Below are 16,735 nucleotides of genomic sequence, written 5' to 3'. Positions count from 1 at the left end.
AGTCTATCAGTTAACACGTCCGGTTGCCCGCCTGCGTGCACGTGGTTGTCGACAAGTCCAGCGTCAGCGCTCGGTGCACACGGCGCATGTGCCTGGCCAGGGCTTGTCGTCGCACTCGCACTTGGGCAGGGGTGAGGTCCTCACTTTCAAGGGCGGCGCAGGCCCGCATCAGCGCTGCCGCTTCCAGCATGCGTGCTGCGCTCAGGATTTTGTGCGCTTGGGCGGCGATGGCCTGTTGATCTTGATCAGGCTTCAGGTCCATCAAGAGCGTGAAGTCTGTCTCCAGGCTTCGTTGCAGCGTCTGCAGGAATCGCAGATGATCAGCCGGGTCATGCCCAACCACCGCGTTGAGTCCATCCAGGCAATAGGGTTTGCGTCGGTTCTTTTTTCGGCGCTGCATGTTCACTGCTGCAAGGTGCTGACTCAGGGTGCTGAGGCTGATGGGTTTGAGCAGGCAATCGTCCATGCCCGAGTCAAGGCATTTGCGCCGTACCTCGGGTTGTGCGTTGGCGGTGTAGCCCAGGATCGTGCAGCGTCTGCGTCCTGTTCGTTGCTCTTCGGCACGTACCGCAGTCGCCAATTGGTAGCCGTTCATGTGGGGCATGTTGCAATCGAGTACCAGCACATCGAAGTCGCCTGCACGCCATGCCGACAGGCCTTCGCGACCGTCCTCAGCCGTCGCGTGCTGCAGCCCGAGGTAACCGAGCTGCTGCGCCATCAGTTGCAGGTTAGCAGGGTGATCGTCGATCACCAGCACTTTGAGGTGAGGGTCGGGTGTCAGCAAGCGTTCGGCAGCTGGTACCGGTGCCGATTGCACTGCAGTGTCGGCCTGTTGCAGCGGCATCTTCACCCGGACTTGTGTGCCCAGGCCTTCCAGGCTCTTGATACTGAGGTCGGCTCCCATCATTTCGCAGAGTGTGCGGCAGATAGTAAGGCCCAACCCGGTGCCGACGCGTGCGCCCTGGCTGTGCGGGTTCGCCTGAACGAACGGATGGAATAGCCGTTCTATGTCGTCCGGGCGGATACCAATGCCACTGTCGCGCACCTCCATGTCTAACAGCGAGCTGGCGCTGTCTTCGTTCTGTAGTAGCTTGGCGTGGATGCGTACCTGCCCGTGCTCGGTGAACTTGATGGCATTGCTCACCAGGTTGGACAGCACTTGCTTGAAACGCAAGGGGTCCAGCAGGACATGACAACGTGCCGCGGGCTCGATGATGACTTCCAGCGCCAGTCCTTTCTGCCTAGCCTGGCCTTCGAATATGCGCCCTACCGACTCGAGCAATTCAGCCAGGTCGACCACTTCAGGGACCAGCGTGAGGTGCCCTGACTCTATGCGCACGATGTCCAGGATATCGCCAATCAAGCCAAGCAGGTCCTTGGCCGAATGGTGGGCCAGCTGAAGGGCGCCGCGATCGACCTGACCCTGTTCGGCGCGCTTGACGGCGAGTTCGAGCATGCCGATGACGGCGTTCATGGGCGTGCGGATTTCATGACTGATGGTGGCCAGGAACGTGCTCTTGGCCCGGTTGGCGTCATCGGCCTGCTGCTTGGCTTGACGCAACTCGTTGACCAGCTGGCGGCGGTCGCTGATATCGATCCATCCGCCAATGATGCCCTGTACCTCGCCCAACGAATCCCGGTAGGGCAGGATCCAGTGGTAGATGGTGATTTCCCGGCCCTTGATGCGCAAGGGACGGTCCATGATCAACGGCGTACCAGCCGCCATCACCTTGGCGTAGTCGTTCTGGATTTGTCGGGTCTGTTCGCAGTCGGCAAACAGGCTGCTCTCCAGTTGCTTGCCCAGGACCTCCTCGGCGCTGGCCTGGACCGCTTCGAGGTAGCTGTAGTTGCAGCTTTGCAGGCAGCCTTCGCGATCACGGACGTACATCGGGTGTGGCGTACCGTTGAGCAATGCGCGCATGAATGCCACCTGATCGTTCAGGGCGCGCTCTGCTTGCTGGCGTTGACGGATCTGCAAACGCAGGCGGGCATTCCATAACAGGGCCAGCAGCAGCAATACCGCCGCACCCAGGGCTACCAATACCGTCAAGCGGCGCACCCCCTCGCCCTTGGCATCTTCGAACAGGGTGAAGCCTCGCCAGCGGTTGTTGATTACCCCCAGCTCTTCAGGTGAAATGCTCGAAAGTGCCTTGTCCAGAATTGAAATGAGGGTTTTGGAGGGGGTACTGGTGGCCATTGCATAACTGGCAGGCTCGCTGCCCACTGTGGTGCGGATGATCAGGTCGGGATTGCTGGCCAAGGCATGGTTGGCGTCGATCAGTGTAGTGATGACCGCATCCACTGCTCCGCTGTTGAGCAGGGCCATGGAGTAGTACGAGCTTTCCGTTTCTATCCAGCCAATTTGCGGGTGGTAGCGCGAGAGCATGGTGTCCAGGGCGCTGTAGCGCGTGATTGCGATCCGCTTCCCACGCAGATCGTCAAGCGAAGTGGCTGCCGCGTTGTCCTTGTGATTGACCAGCACGTAGGTGCTGTCCAGATATGCCTGACTGATCTGCAGATCGTTCTGGTCGATGCCGCCGCTTGCCAGTGCAGCGATCACATCGGCGCGCCCGTCCTTGACCCGGGCAATCATGTCCGCGATGCCACTGGCCCGTTGCACCTCGAAACGCAAGCCCGTACGCAGGCTGATCAGTTCCAGCAGGTCGGCGGTGATGCCGCGGAAATAGCCCGATTTGTCGAAGTAGGACAATGGCGCCGCCGTACCGTCGACAACGACACGCATGACTGGATGACGCTGCAACCACTGCTCTTCGGTGCGCGTCAGTCGAAGCTTGCGGTCGGTCAAAAGCAAATCGCTGCCTGCACTCCAGCGTTTGAATATGCTCGAACGCAGGGCGGGGGACTGACTGTCGAGCGCAGCATTGACCAGCGCGAGCAGTACCGTGTCTTGCTTGCGTAGGGCGAAGCCGAAGCCAAATGCTTCATGGTTGCCAAAGCTGGCCATACGCAGCCTTGGCAGGTGCCCGCGGTTGAGTTGATAGTGGGTGGAAATCGTGTCGCCGATGAAGACATCGGCCTGGCCGAACGCCACCGCATTCAAGGCTTCGCTGGATGATCCGAAGGCCAGGACCTTGGCATCGGGATAGACACTGAGTACTTCTTTCCTGGGCAGGTAGTGATACAGCATGCCAAGGCGCATGCCCGCCAGGCCAGTGTCCAGCGCCCGATGTTCGTCCTCTCGCGTGACCAGCACGGGTTGGTCGATGGCGTAGGCGTGCGACAGCACCACGCCTTCATAGTTGGCGTCATAGCCGTTGGCACTGCCTAGCAGATCGATGTCGCCTTGTTTGAGCGCCTGCAGCGCCGCTTGGCGGCTTGGATAGCGCAGCACGCGTACCGGCAGGTCAAGCGCCTTGCCCAGCAGGCTGGCGTACTCTGCGGTAAGGCCTTGGTAGTCGCGCCCCCCACTGCTGATGTCAAAAGGTGGATAATCCGGGGCAGAGGTGCCGACCACCAGTTCGTGGCGAGCATTCAGCCATTGCTGTTGTTCAGGGGTGATCGCAGGCATGGCGGGCCGTGCGGTGGAGCGAGCGACCAGGGACAGCTGGGACGCGCCTTGCTGCCCGGCGTTCGCCAGGTTGCCTGGCAGTGTGGCGACCAGGAGCAGGAGGGCGATAAAACGTGCCATGGAGCCCTCAGACCAGTGCGTTGCGCTTAGCCATGTCGATCAGATCGACCAGCGTGCTGGCTTCGAGTTTGTGCATGAGGCGTTTCTTGTAGGTACTGACCGTCTTGCTGCTTAGAAACATGCCTTTTGCAATCTCCTTGTTGGTTCGCCCTTGTGCGAAAAGTTGAAGAACCATCAATTCCCGATCATTGACGGTACTTAGAAGTTGCAGGTCGTTGTCAACAGGTGCATGAGTCTGCATCGCCTGGCTGGGAAAGTAGTTGTACCCAGCCAAAACCGCCTTGACCGCGCTGAGTAGTTCGCTCAGGTCTTCTTGCTTGCAGACATAGCCCGCTGCCCCTGATTGCATGCAGCGCACTGCGAACAGCGCTGGCGACTGCGCGGTCAGCACCAGGATTTTCTGTGACATCGCCATCGACTGAAACCGTGCCAGTACTTCCAAGCCATCGAGCTTGGGAATGCTGATATCCAGGATGATCAGGTCTGGATTGGTTTCGCGAATCATCTGCATGGCATCCACGCCGTTGTCCGATTCGCCAGCGATTTTGTAATTCTGATTTTCCAGAAGCATGCGCACTGCCAGCCGGATTACCGGATGGTCGTCGACGATGAATATGGAGTACATGTTCTACTTCCCTGCTATCAATGAGGGTGACAGTTGGCACCTTAACCCAGTTGAAAGCGGCAAGTAATGCGGGGGCGGCTCAATAACCGTATATAGGAAATGGCCTACAAATTTAACAAAAACTACTTACGTACGGTTGCATCAACAACCAAAGTCAAACCTTGTTTGTTAGCTGATGTTTATGGTTTGAACTTGGTATCCAAGGTTGGTTGAATTGGATGTAAGTCTTTCCTGATTCACCCGTTTGAAAGCGCAGGCCGACAGATTTTCTGCGCATCTTCATGCAGAGCCGGAACGCCCTGTCATCTCCCGTGCCATTTCGCTGGCGTAGCTGTCGGTCATACCGGCTATGAAATCGATCATGCGCAGGAAAGCCTGATAAAGCGAACCATGGGGGTCGGGGGCATTGTTGCCTAGCAGGTCCAATACCCTACGGCTCTTGAACGAGGGAGTGCGCCCCCCATGTTGCTCCAGTGCGGCGCCACAGAAGGTGTTCAACAGGATTTCCAGCGTGGTGTAGGCACCGATTTCGTGAAGCGTCTTGCGCTTGTCCTGAAAAATCTTGTTTCGCGCCATCGCCTTGGCGTGCAGTACGCAACGTTTAGCGGGGCCGTGCATGTGCTCGACAAGATCACCGGTCAAATGGCCGGCGAGCAGTGCATCCTGCTGTTCCACGAAGGCCAGTGCCGCCGCATTGGTCAGGTGTTCGATAGCCTTGCCGCGCAGGATCGCCAACTTGCGGCGCCTCGAGTCACTTGGACCGAGCTGCCTGTAGGTTTCCGGCAGGTCGCTGCCTACCAGATCGAGCAACAGCGTTTCAACTTCAGCGTACTGCAGAAGCTCCATTTCCAGGCCATCTTCCAGGTCGATCAGGCCATAGCAGATGTCATCGGCAGCCTCCATCAAATACACCAGGGGATGCCGTGCCCAGCGCTGATCGTCTACTTGAGGCAGGCCCAGGCGACCTGCAATCTGTTCCAACAGCGGCAATTCGCTCTGGTAACTCCCGAACTTATGCTTTTTATAGCCCAGAGCATCGGCATGACGCGCGCTCCAGGGGTACTTGAGATAGGTTCCCAGGGTGGCATAGGTCAAGCGGGTGCCCCCATCGAACTGGTGGTACTCCAGCTGCGTCAGTACCCGAAAGCCTTGGGCATTGCCTTCGAAATTGAGGAAGTCGGCACGTTCATCATCGCGCATGTCGTCCAGCCAACCACGATTGGCGGCCTGCTGAAACCAATGACGGATGGCATCTTCACCGGAGTGTCCGAAGGGGGGGTTGCCGATGTCATGGGCAAGGCAGGCCGACTGCACCACCATGCCCAAGTCACTCGGATCACACCAGTCGGGCAGGCTTGTACGTAGCGTTTCCCCAACGCGCATGCCAAGGGACCGGCCTACGCAACTCACCTCCAGCGAATGTGTCAGGCGCGTGTGAATGTGATCGTTGCTGGTGACAGGATGAACTTGCGTCTTGCGCCCCAGGCGACGAAATGCGCCGGAGAAAATGATGCGGTCATGGTCTTTGTGAAACGGGCTGCGTCCCAATTCTTCAGCACTGTACTGAGCTTTGCCCAGGCGTTCGCGGGTGAGCAGGGTATGCCAATCCAAGGCGCAGTCTCCAGAAGGGGTTGCAGCGAAGCATACGCCGTGTCAGTGGTTCTTGTTCGCGAACAACCACTGACGCGGCGTGAGGTGGGGATCACCGGCGACGACGGTTGCTCTGCATGAAGAGCTTGACCAAGGGAATCAGGCTGGCACCTAGACGGACAAGGCGGGGAAGACCACCACTTCGAACGCCCTTGCCTGTCAGAAAGCCCATGGCCACTACCGCCCCTATGCCCCACAAGGGTGCATGCTTGATGCCAAGCCCGGCATGGAGCGAGCTACCCATGCCGCGTATGCGCCGCACAGGCTCGAGCAATTGGCCGGTTTCATGGCGGATTTCCTGGCGGTGCATTTCCATGCGCAGGCGCAGCAGCGCTTTGCGCAGTTCACGCGGATTACGTGTATTGGGCAAGTCAGGCAGGTTCATGGCAGAAGGCGCTCCCGATCTTTGGCCAGTTCCTCAAGCGTGGAGTGGAAGGGCGAGGACTCGTCGAACACCGCGCCTTTTAGGCGCAGCCCACAGTACAGCGCTGCCAGTCCATAGAACACGCACAGACCAATTATGCCGGCCAGGCGATAACTGTCCCAGAGCAGAACAAGCACCAACCCGGAAAGCGCTGTCAACAGCAGCAGCGCGAAAACCAGTGCCAGGCCTGCGAACAGCAACAGGCGCAGGGTTCGTCCTTTCTGCTCCTGCAGTTCGATGCCGAACAGTTCTATATGGCTGTGCAGCAGCCCAAGAACAGCTGCACCGAGCCGCTTGCCGGTGGCACCGGTGCCGATGGCGTCATTGTCCATGAAAACCCCTTAACGACGGTTCGCCAGCAGGCCGATTAACAGGCCAACGCCGGCGGCGATACCAATGGCATGCCAGGGTTTTTCCTGGACATACTGCTCGGCGCTGCCCAGTGCCTCCTGGCTGCGTTCGCGCAATGATTCCTGGGTGACTTCCAGCGCCTCGCGTGCTTGCGCCAGGCGCTCGTGCATCTGTTCGCGCAGCACTTGCGCCTGGTCACCTGCCAGGTTGGCGGTATCGGCCAGCAGCTTCTCCGTGTCGCGGACCAGTGCCTGGAAGTCAGCCATCAGTACATCTTGTGCATGCTTTGCCGAATTGCTGGCCATGTGTCTCTCCCTGTCGGTTGATGTTGGTACTTCGAGTGACGTGGCTACTGGAAGGTTCAAGTCAGCACACTGGTACAGGCTTTGCTTGGTTTATGCATCGTTGCAGGGCGCCCTCTCAACGCGCTGCGCTGCTTCGGGGCGCGTGCCACCCGCCACGCCTAAACATTAACCCAAATTGCCCAGACTGCCAGATTGGGCTCCCGTCCATTCGTGGCAAGTGCCCATAACCGCCTTGCCAGGCACCGAATCGGTGCAGGAAGGGGGTCGACTGAGCATTGTTGGTGCCGCCGACAGGTGCTGCTGCTTCATGGATATGACTTCAAGCGCGATTCAGTCTCAGGTAAACGGTTCAAATACGTTGTTCATCCTGGTAGGCGCCATTCTGGTGCTCGCCATGCATGCCGGCTTCGCGTTTCTTGAGGTCGGCACCGTACGCTACAAAAATCAGGTCAACGCCCTGTCCAAGATTTTGAGCGATTTCGCCGTGTCGGCGATCGCCTATTTCTTCGTCGGCTATTGGGTGGCCTACGGGGTTGCGTTTTTCCAGCCTGCCGCAACCCTGGCGGCCGATAATGGCTACGCCTTGGTCAAATGCTTTTTCCTCCTGACGTTCGCAGCTGCCATACCGGCGATCATCTCTGGCGGGATTGCGGAGCGAGCGCGCTTTGCACCCCAACTGTGCGCCACGGCATTGATCGTGGCACTGGTGTATCCCTTTTTCGAGGGGATAGTGTGGAATGGCAACTTTGGCGTCCAAGCGTGGTTACAGGTGCATGTCGGTGCGCCGTTCCATGATTTTGCCGGCTCGGTGGTGGTACATGCCATGGGCGGCTGGCTGGCGCTGGCTGCGGTTGTGCTACTGGGCCCCAGACGCGGGCGCTACCGTGAAGGGCGATTGGTCGCGTTCGCGCCCTCGAGCATCCCGTTTCTGGTCTTGGGCTCTTGGATACTGATCATCGGCTGGTTCGGCTTCAATGTGATGAGTGCGCAAACCTTGCAGGGCGTCAGCGGCCTGGTCGCTATAAATTCATTAATGGCCATGGTTGGCGGCACGCTGGCCGCGCTGCTGGTGGGTCGCAACGACCCAGGGTTCCTGCACAACGGCCCGCTGGCAGGGCTGGTCGCCATTTGCGCAGGCTCCGACATCATGCATCCCGTGGGCGCGCTGGCTACGGGCCTGGTGGCCGGAGTTCTGTTCGTGTGGGCATTCACCGCCGCGCAGAACCGTTGGAAGATCGATGATGTTCTGGGTGTGTGGCCCCTACATGGGTTGTGTGGGGTATGGGGCGGAGTCGCCTGCGGTATTTTTGGGCAGGTCTGGATGGGGGGGCTGGGTGGGGTCAGCGTTTACAGCCAACTGCTGGGAAGCCTGGCCGGTGTAGCCGTGGCGCTGGTGGGTGGCCTGGCCGTCTATGGCGTGATCCGCAAGGTACTTGGCTTGCGGCTCAGTCACGAACAAGAGTTCGAGGGGGCAGATTTGTCCTTGCATCGAATAGGCGCTACGAGCCAGGACTGATACTCAACGGATGCAGACGTCAGTAGGGCGGCATAGAATAACGGCCTGTGCAACTGAGTGAGGATATGTGCCATGTTGCCTGAATGCCAGCTGTTCGGCACCTTGGGTTGTCATTTGTGCGAGGTCGCTGAGGCCATACTGATGCCTTTTGTCGATCATGGATTGCTCGTCGAACTGGTCGACATTGCCGAAAGCGATGCGCTGTTCGAACGTTATGGCCTTGCAATCCCCGTGCTGAGACGTCGAGACAGCGCGGCGGAATTACTTTGGCCGTTCGATACCGAACAAGTGGCGGCCTTCTTGAGGCACCCAAACCTCTAGTGGAGCTGTCACCCTGCTCCACTTTAGAAACATCGATACGATGATCCGGTTCAGGCACTGGGCGCAGACCTGGGTGCCGACTCCGCCTCCCGTCACCGGATCTTACCGTTATGCTGCTCACCTCACATTTTACGCTCAACGAAATGACCGTCTCCCAGGTCGCGGCCCGGAACGGTGTCGATAACACGCCTTCCCAACCGATCATCGACAATCTTCGTTTGCTGTGCGAGACACTTGAACAGGTGCGTGCCCTGTGGAACGCGCCGATCATCATCAGCAGCGGATACCGCAGCGAGCAAGTCAACCGGTTGCTCGGTGGCGCCTCCAACAGTCAGCACATGCAGGGGCTCGCCGCTGACTTCACGGTCGTCGGGCATTCCCCCAGGGACACGGTGCAGCGCATCAGCACGAGCCCGATCATGTTCGATCAGCTCATAATGGAATTCGAACGCTGGGTGCACCTGTCTGTAACCCCTGGCATTCCACGCCGACAGGTGCTCACCCTGCGCAAGGGAGGTGGTTACCTCGCGGGTCTGGTATGAGACGGATTGACGGCAACGGAAGGATGTTCGTATGCTGTACATAAATACAGTATCAAGGTGAGCCCATGCTCAACGTCGAGCAATTGAAGTACAGCGTCAACCGGATGCCCGTCGACAGGGTGGCCGATGCTGTCTTGGAGCTGCGGCTTGAAGGCCTGGTCACCGACGACCGAACGCCTTTCGGCAAGGTGCACTTCAACACCTGCTTTGCAGAGGTGGAGGCGCTGTTCCAGCGGGCTGGCTACCACCGGGGGCTGGATGTGGTGGGTTATGAAGGGCTGGTGTATGCGCTGTACGACCCCAGCCGCTGGGAGCCCGTTCAGGTGCTGCGCTGGCTCAAGGCGCGCAGCGAGTCGCTGGCCCAGGCTGGCTGATCAGCGGGGCTTGAAGGATAATACGCCGCCAAGCCAGGTTCCGAGCCCGACGATGACGCCATTCGACCCCGCCCGACTGCAAGCCAGCACGGTATGTCTGCCTCCTGGTCCATGGGCTACGGTGCTCGATTGCTTGTGCGATCACTTCAAGGCCATTGATCGTAGCCAGTGGGTGGACCGTTTTGCCCGGGGACGGGTGCTGGGCGCGGACGGCCAGGCTATTTCGGCCGGTCATCCCTACAAGCGCGGTCTGCGTCTGCACTATTTTCGCGAAGTGCCGAACGAGCGAGTGATTCCCGTGCAGGAAGCGATATTGCATGTGGACGAACACCTGGTGGTAGCTGACAAACCCCATTTTCTGCCGGTCACCCCAGGGGGTGCGTACGTGGAGCAGACCTTGCTGCACCGTCTCATCCATCGGCTGGACAATCCGCACCTGGTGCCCCTGCACCGCATCGATCGGCACACGGCGGGGCTGGTGCTGTTCTCGGCCAACCCTGAGTCACGCAGCGCTTACCAGCGCTTGTTTCCAGAGCGGCGGATCGAAAAACGCTATCAGGCCATTGCCGCAGCGCTTGGGCAGCATACCTTCCCACTGGTGCACCGCAGCCGCCTAGAACACGGGGAGCCGTTCTTTCGCATGCATGAGGTGCAAGGGCCGGCCAACAGTGAGACGCACGCCCGCGTATTGGAAAAGAACGAGGAGCAGTGGCGGTATGAGCTCTCGCCTGTCACGGGCAAGACGCATCAGCTGCGGGTGCACATGGCTGCTTTAGGAGCAGGCATCAGCAACGACCCGTTCTACCCAGCATTGCTTGATGTAGAGGATGACTATCAACGGCCGCTGAAGTTGCTGGCGCAAAGCCTGAGTTTCGATGATCCGTTGACCGGGCAGGCCCGTCGTTTCGAAACCCGTTTGCGGCTTGACTGGTAACGTTGGTCATGCAAAGGGTCGACGATGCCGACCCTCGCGAGTTATCCGATCTAGCGGTTAAAGCGCTCCACCAGTGAATATTGGCTACCGGCCGTGCTGTTGAGGGCCTCACTCAGGACTGCCGAGTGCTGTGCCTGCTCGGCAGTCTGGTCGGCCAGGTCGGCAATGGTGCTGATGTTACGGCTGATCTCGTCGGCCACCGCAGTCTGTTCCTCGGTCGCAGCGGCAATTTGCGTGGCCATGTCGGTGATGTTCGCCACGGCTTCACTGATGCCCACTAGCGCCTCGTCAGCCTGCATGACCCGATCAACACCTTCCTGGGCCTGGCGGTGCCCACTTTCCATGGTCGTCACGGCGTTGCTGGCAGTTTGCTGGAGCTTAGCGATCAGGCCGTGAATCTGCCCGGTCGATTCAGCCGTGCGCTGGGCCAGCTGCCGCACTTCGTCGGCAACCACGGCGAAGCCCCGGCCCATTTCGCCTGCCCGTGCCGCTTCGATGGCGGCGTTCAACGCCAGCAAGTTGGTCTGGTCGGCAATGCCCTTGATGACATCGACCACACCGCCGATCTCGTCGCTGTCCTTGGCCAATTGCGTCACGGTCTGCCCAGTTTCTCCAACTGCGGCTGACAAGCGTTCGATGGCTGCCCGGGTTTCACCGGCAATTTGACGGCCCTGGCCTGTCAAGCGATTGGCCTGCTGGGTCGCATCGGCGGTGCGTTGTACATGGTTGGCCACCTCCTGGGTGGTGGCGGCCATCTGGTTCACTGCGGCAGCGACCTGTTCGGTTTCCACACGCTGGCGCTCTAGGCCTGATGAACTCATATGCGCCAGCTCGTCTGACTGCCGCGCCTGATCGCTCAGGTGCTCGGCGCTGTCCTGCAACCGTGTCAGGCAGGTCTTCATCCGAGCATCCTGGCTGAGCATGGCCATTTCCAGGCGCGCCTGCACGCCACGGCTGTCGGTATACATCTGCGCAATCAGTGGATCGGACGTGGTCTGTTCGGCCAGGCGCAACAAGCGCTTGAGCCCACGTTGTTGCCAGGTCAGGCCGAGCAGGCCCAGGGGGACCGACAACGCTGCCGCCAAGGCAAAACCCCATGAGTGTCCGAGCCAGTTGCCGATGAGGAAGCCTATCTGGCTGATCAGGATGAATGGCAACCAGTCCTGCAACACGGGTAACCAACGATCACGGCGCGGCACAGCAGGCTTGCCTTGGTTGATACGCTGGTACAGGGCCTCGGCCCGGCGAATTTGCTCGGCAGTGGGCTTGACGCGCACCGACTCGAAGCCGACGACCTGATTGTTGTCGAAAATCGGTGTGACGTACGCATTGACCCAGTAGTGGTCACCCGACTTGCAACGGTTTTTGACGATGCCCATCCAGGGCAGCCCCTGCTTGAGGGTCTGCCACATGTGAGCAAACACGGCAGGCGGCACATCAGGATGACGCACCAGGTTGTGCGCTGCGCCCATCAATTCATCGCGGGTGAAGCCACTGATTTCGATGAAGGCATCGTTGCAGTAAGTGATCACGCCTTTGGCATTGGTGGTGGAAATCAACCGCTGCTTGGCAGGGAAAGTCCGTTCTCTCTGGGTAATGGGCTGGTTGTTGCGCATGGCTAGGATGTCCGCAGGGCTTTGGACTGGTATCGGCACGGTGCGCGCTTTATTGAGGGAATATTTCCAGGAATTGACCCATGGCAGTGCATGGCAGATACGGGTGGGCTACTGGCATTTCGCGGTCGGTTCCCACTGCGATTTTCATAGGTACTTTGGTGGAGGGGAGGCTAGCAAGGGCAGATTGGAAGAAGGAGGGTGCCAGCCTGCGCACAGACTGGCACCCGCGCGGGGCCTACGCGGCGATCAACTGACGCAGCACGTAGTGCAGGATTCCACCCGCCTTGAAGTACTCCACTTCATTGAGGGTGTCGATCCGGCAGAGCACGTCGATCTGCTCCTTCGTGCCGTCTTCGCGGAGGATGGTCAGTGCCAGGCTCATGCCCGGCACAATGGCAGCCCCCTCCAGGCCAGTGATATCGATCTGCTCTCTACCCGTCAGGCCGAGTTGTTTACGGTCCTGGCCTGCCTTGAACTGCAACGGCAGCACGCCCATGCCAACCAGATTGGAGCGGTGAATACGCTCGAAGCTTTCGGCCAGCACTGCCTTCACGCCAAGTAAATTCGTGCCCTTGGCAGCCCAGTCGCGGCTGGAGCCTGTGCCGTATTCCTGGCCGGCGATCACCACCAGGGGCGTGCCTTGCTGCTGGTAGCGCATGGCGGCGTCGTAGATCGAGAGTTTCTCGCCGCTTGGCACATGCACGGTATTGCCGCCTTCTTCGCCTGCAAGCATCTCGTTGCGGATGCGAATATTGGCGAACGTACCGCGCATCATGACTTCATGGTTGCCGCGCCTTGACCCGTAGGAATTGAAATCGCGAGGCTCCACACCCTTCTCGCGCAGATAGCGACCCGCAGGGCTATCGGCCTTGATATTGCCGGCCGGAGAGATATGGTCCGTTGTGACCGAGTCGCCCAGCAACGCCAGGATGCGGGCGTTGTGGATATCGGTGATCCGAGGCGCCGGTCCTTCGATACCTTCGAAGAAAGGGGGGTGCTGAATATAGGTCGAGTCTTCTTGCCATACATACGTGGCAGCCTCTGGCACTTCGATAGCCTGCCACTGCTCGTCGCCCGCGAACACTTCGGCATATTCCTTGTGGAACATGGCCGTGCTTACCTTGGCCACAGCCTCGGCGACTTCTTGCTGGCTAGGCCATATGTCCTTCAGATAGACCGGCTGCCCGTGCTTGTCGGTGCCCAATGGATCCTGGGTCAGGTCGACTTTCACGCTACCAGCCAGTGCATAAGCCACGACCAGAGGCGGTGAGGCGAGCCAGTTGGTCTTGACCAGTGGATGCACGCGTCCTTCGAAGTTACGGTTGCCGGACAACACCGAGGCGACGGTCAGGTCGGCGCTGCTGATGGCGTTTTCGATAGGCTCGTCCAAGGGGCCTGAGTTGCCGATACAGGTGGTGCAGCCATAACCGACGAGATCAAACCCGAGCTCGTCGAGGTAGGGCGTGAGACCCGCCGCCTCGAAGTATTCGGTGACCACCTTGGACCCCGGTGCCAGCGAGCTTTTCACCCATGGCTTGCGCTGCAAACCTTTCTCGAGGGCTTTCTTGGCCACAAGGCCGGCCGCCATCATCACACTGGGGTTGGAGGTGTTGGTGCAGGAGGTGATAGCCGCAATGACCACGGCGCCGTCGCGCAGGGTGTGGGTCTGGCCTTGGTGACTGTAGTCGGCTTCGCCCGCCTGATCGGCATTGCCCACGGCAACGCCACCCCCGCCCTCGCTCTCAAGCCTGCCGACTTCCTTGGCGGCAGGTTTGGGTTGCAGCTCGACGAACTGTTCGAACGCCTGCTTGACCTGGGCTAGGGCAACCCGGTCTTGCGGACGTTTGGGGCCGGCCAGGCTGGACTCAACCTCATTCATGTCCAGCGCCAGCGTGTCGCTGAAGATGGGCTCCTGCCCAGGCAGGCGCCACAACCCCTGAGCCTTGCAGTAGGCCTCGACCAGTTGCACGGTTGCTTCAGGTCGACCCGACAGGCGCAGGTAATCCAGCGTCACTTGATCGACGGGGAAGAAGCCACAGGTTGCGCCGTACTCCGGAGCCATGTTGGCAATGGTGGCGCGGTCAGCCAAGGGCAGTTCGGCCAGACCGTCGCCATAGAACTCCACGAACTTACCTACCACGCCTTTCTTGCGCAGCATCTGGGTGACCGTCAGCACAAGATCGGTGGCTGTGATGCCTTCGCGCAGCTTGCCCGTGAGCTTGAAGCCGATGACCTGTGGGATCAGCATCGACACAGGCTGGCCAAGCATGGCGGCCTCCGCTTCGATGCCCCCCACGCCCCAGCCCAGCACGCCCAGCCCGTTGATCATGGTGGTGTGGGAGTCGGTGCCGACCAGCGTGTCCGGGAAGGCATAGGTGCGGCCGTCGGCTTCGCGGGTCCACACGGTACGCCCCAGGTATTCGAGGTTCACCTGGTGGCAGATGCCAGTGCCAGGCGGTACCACACTGAAGTTATCGAAGGCACTCTGGCCCCAACGCAGGAACGCATAGCGCTCGCCGTTGCGTTGCATCTCAATGTCGACGTTCTCGCCAAAGGCCTGCGGTGTCCCATATCGATCGACCATCACGGAGTGGTCGATCACCAGGTCCACAGGCGAGAGCGGGTTGATGCGCTGGGGATCGCCGCCAGCCTTGGCCATGGCCGCGCGCATGGCGGCGAGGTCCACCACGGCTGGCACGCCGGTGAAGTCTTGCATCAGTACACGCGCGGGACGGTACTGGATTTCGCGGTCCGAGCGCTTTTCAACGAGCCACTGGGCCAGTGCCTGCAGGTCTTCGCCGGTAACGGTCTTGCCGTCCTCCCAGCGCAGCAGGTTCTCCAGCAGCACCTTGAGCGACATGGGCAATTGCTGCAGGTCCCCGAGCTGCCGAGCAGCTTTCGGAAGGCTGAAGTAGTGATAGGTATTGTCACCGACATCGAGCGACGTGAGGGTATTCAGGCTATCGAGCGAGGGCATTGCCAACTCCTTCTGAGCCGGTGCCCCGGCAACGTCTCTAAGGGCTGCCGGTGGCACCGCTGTGTACAGGCCCGCACGGCACGGGTCCGACTGAATGGTCAGGTTAGTCCTGTTTGCCTGACCTGACCCTTTTCTGGACCAGCGGGGCATGTCCCAGGTTCCGATCTTCCTTTATCATCGCCGCCCTGCCGGCGCCTGTGTCGCGCCAGCCGTCGTGGAGTGAGAGATGGAAACCCTGTTCATGCATTGCCGGCCCGGCTTCGAGGGTGAGGTGTGCGCCGAAATCAGTGAACATGCCGCCCGCCTGGGGATTGCCGGCTATGCCAAAGGCAAGCCTGGCAGCGCCAGCGCCGAGTTCGTCTGCAGCGAGCAAGGCGGTGCCGAGCGCTTGATGCAGGCAGTGCGGTTCAACCAGCTGATTTTCCCAAGGCAGTGGGCGCGTGGCGCGTTCATCGAGTTGCCCGAGAGCGATCGTATCAGCGTGTTGTTGGCGCACCTTGCAGACCAGCCGGTGTTCGGCAGCCTGTGGCTGGAGGTGCTCGACAGCAACGAGGGCAAGGAACTGTCGACGTTCTGCCGCAAGTTCGAAGCACCATTGCGCAAGGCGTTGGAGAAGGCCGGTCGCCTGGTGGATGACCCGAATCGCCCACGACTGCTGTTGACGTTCATCAGTGGCCGCCGGGTGTTTGTCGGGCAGGCTTTTGCTGACAACAGTGCCTTATGGCCGATGGGCATTCCCCGCCTGAAATTCCCGCGTGAAGCGCCCAGTCGCTCGACCTTGAAGCTGGAGGAGGCCTGGCATCAGTTCATCCCACGCGAGCAGTGGGAGCAGCGGCTGGGCGATGACATGACCGGTGTCGACCTGGGGGCCTCACCGGGTGGGTGGACGTATCAGTTGGTACGGCGGGGCATGTTGGTGACCGCCATCGACAATGGTCCGATGGCCGAGAGTCTGATGGACACAGGGCTTGTCCAGCATTTGATGGCCGATGGCTTTACCTGGCAGCCCAGGCACCCGGTGGATTGGATGGTGTGCGACATCGTCGAGAAACCGGCGCGCACCACGGCCTTGATCGAGACGTGGTTGGGGGAGGGGTTGTGCCGCGAGGCGGTGGTGAACCTGAAGCTGCCGATGAAGCAGCGGTATGCTGAGGTACGGCGGTTGCTCGATCGCATGGAGGCGACATTCAAGGCCCGGAAGGTGAGGGTGCTGATTGCGTGCAAGCAGCTGTATCACGATCGTGAAGAGGTGACGTGTCATTTGCGGCGGGTTGATTTGAAGGGGCGGTGAGGGTCTAACGAGGCCGAGCCAGGCGTGGCCTGTACTGCTTTGCGCTGAATCGGCCGCGATGCTCGAAATCAGGCCAAATCGATCCGTTGCCGTTGCCGTTGCCGTTGCCGTTGCCGTTGCCGTTGCCGTTGCCGTTGCCGTTGCCGTTGCTTTGGCTTTT

Annotated in this window: 14 protein-coding genes; 6 read left to right on the top strand and 8 right to left on the bottom strand. The window is 60.1% G+C overall.

From position 1 onward, the window contains the following. Positions 1-10: 10 nt before the first annotated feature. From FS777_RS15965 to FS777_RS15940, 6 genes are all read right to left on the bottom strand, one after another. On the bottom strand, positions 11-3,649 hold the full coding sequence (locus tag FS777_RS15965; protein ID WP_145256358.1) for an ATP-binding protein: 3,639 nt from the start codon (positions 3,647-3,649) through the stop codon (positions 11-13). A gap of 7 nt (positions 3,650-3,656) precedes the next feature. After that, the gene (locus FS777_RS15960; protein ID WP_058604528.1) at positions 3,657-4,274 is read right to left on the bottom strand and encodes a response regulator transcription factor; all 618 of its coding nucleotides are present in this window, start codon (positions 4,272-4,274) and stop codon (positions 3,657-3,659) included. A gap of 279 nt (positions 4,275-4,553) precedes the next feature. Continuing rightward, positions 4,554-5,885 (bottom strand): deoxyguanosinetriphosphate triphosphohydrolase, encoded by a 1,332-nt coding sequence (locus tag FS777_RS15955; protein WP_058639625.1) that lies wholly within the window; start codon positions 5,883-5,885, stop codon positions 4,554-4,556. 91 nt (positions 5,886-5,976) lie between these two features. Next, the gene (locus tag FS777_RS15950) at positions 5,977-6,309 is read right to left on the bottom strand and encodes a hypothetical protein (protein ID WP_027916551.1); all 333 of its coding nucleotides are present in this window, start codon (positions 6,307-6,309) and stop codon (positions 5,977-5,979) included. After that, positions 6,306-6,680 carry a phage holin family protein gene (locus FS777_RS15945; RefSeq protein WP_058604530.1) on the bottom strand — a complete coding sequence of 125 codons (375 nt, stop codon included), beginning with the start codon at positions 6,678-6,680 and terminating at the stop codon, positions 6,306-6,308. Before FS777_RS15945 ends, FS777_RS15950 begins: the two co-directional genes overlap by 4 nt. Positions 6,681-6,689: 9 nt before the next feature. Then, on the bottom strand, positions 6,690-7,004 hold the full coding sequence (locus FS777_RS15940; protein ID WP_078478256.1) for a YqjD family protein: 315 nt from the start codon (positions 7,002-7,004) through the stop codon (positions 6,690-6,692). 307 nt (positions 7,005-7,311) lie between these two features. On the opposite strand from FS777_RS15940, the gene FS777_RS15935 reads away from it, so the two are divergent. From FS777_RS15935 to FS777_RS15915, 5 genes are all read left to right on the top strand, one after another. Then, positions 7,312-8,520, top strand: a complete 1,209-nt coding sequence (locus FS777_RS15935) for an ammonium transporter (RefSeq protein ID WP_145256354.1) — start codon at positions 7,312-7,314, stop codon at positions 8,518-8,520. A 72-nt stretch (positions 8,521-8,592) separates the two neighbouring features. Beyond that, positions 8,593-8,841: a glutaredoxin family protein gene (locus FS777_RS15930; RefSeq protein WP_058639847.1), complete on the top strand. Its 249-nt coding sequence runs from the start codon at positions 8,593-8,595 to the stop codon at positions 8,839-8,841. A gap of 110 nt (positions 8,842-8,951) precedes the next feature. After that, complete coding sequence (locus FS777_RS15925) at positions 8,952-9,383, top strand: D-Ala-D-Ala carboxypeptidase family metallohydrolase (RefSeq protein ID WP_145256351.1); 432 nt, start codon at positions 8,952-8,954, stop codon at positions 9,381-9,383. Between the two features lie 65 nt (positions 9,384-9,448). Beyond that, positions 9,449-9,757 carry a hypothetical protein gene (locus FS777_RS15920; RefSeq protein ID WP_058639849.1) on the top strand — a complete coding sequence of 103 codons (309 nt, stop codon included), beginning with the start codon at positions 9,449-9,451 and terminating at the stop codon, positions 9,755-9,757. 52 nt (positions 9,758-9,809) lie between these two features. Further along, positions 9,810-10,691 (top strand): pseudouridine synthase, encoded by an 882-nt coding sequence (locus FS777_RS15915; protein ID WP_145256348.1) that lies wholly within the window; start codon positions 9,810-9,812, stop codon positions 10,689-10,691. A 50-nt stretch (positions 10,692-10,741) separates the two neighbouring features. Here FS777_RS15915 and FS777_RS15910 read toward each other — a convergent pair whose 3' ends face one another. Both FS777_RS15910 and acnA read right to left on the bottom strand, forming a co-directional pair. Further along, on the bottom strand, positions 10,742-12,307 hold the full coding sequence (locus tag FS777_RS15910; protein ID WP_058604537.1) for a PAS domain-containing methyl-accepting chemotaxis protein: 1,566 nt from the start codon (positions 12,305-12,307) through the stop codon (positions 10,742-10,744). 235 nt (positions 12,308-12,542) lie between these two features. Next, positions 12,543-15,284 carry an aconitate hydratase AcnA gene (acnA, locus tag FS777_RS15905; protein WP_058639851.1) on the bottom strand — a complete coding sequence of 914 codons (2,742 nt, stop codon included), beginning with the start codon at positions 15,282-15,284 and terminating at the stop codon, positions 12,543-12,545. Between the two features lie 226 nt (positions 15,285-15,510). Between acnA and rlmM the strand changes: the two genes are divergently transcribed. Then, positions 15,511-16,575: a 23S rRNA (cytidine(2498)-2'-O)-methyltransferase RlmM gene (gene rlmM, locus FS777_RS15900; RefSeq protein ID WP_058639852.1), complete on the top strand. Its 1,065-nt coding sequence runs from the start codon at positions 15,511-15,513 to the stop codon at positions 16,573-16,575. Positions 16,576-16,735: the final 160 nt, after the last annotated feature.

Source organism: Pseudomonas sp. DE0157 (assembly GCF_007678615.1).
Taxonomy (GTDB): Bacteria; Pseudomonadota; Gammaproteobacteria; order Pseudomonadales; family Pseudomonadaceae; genus Aquipseudomonas; species Aquipseudomonas parafulva_B.
Note: the sequence above shows the minus strand (reverse complement) of the source record. Positions and strands in the feature narration are given on the sequence as shown.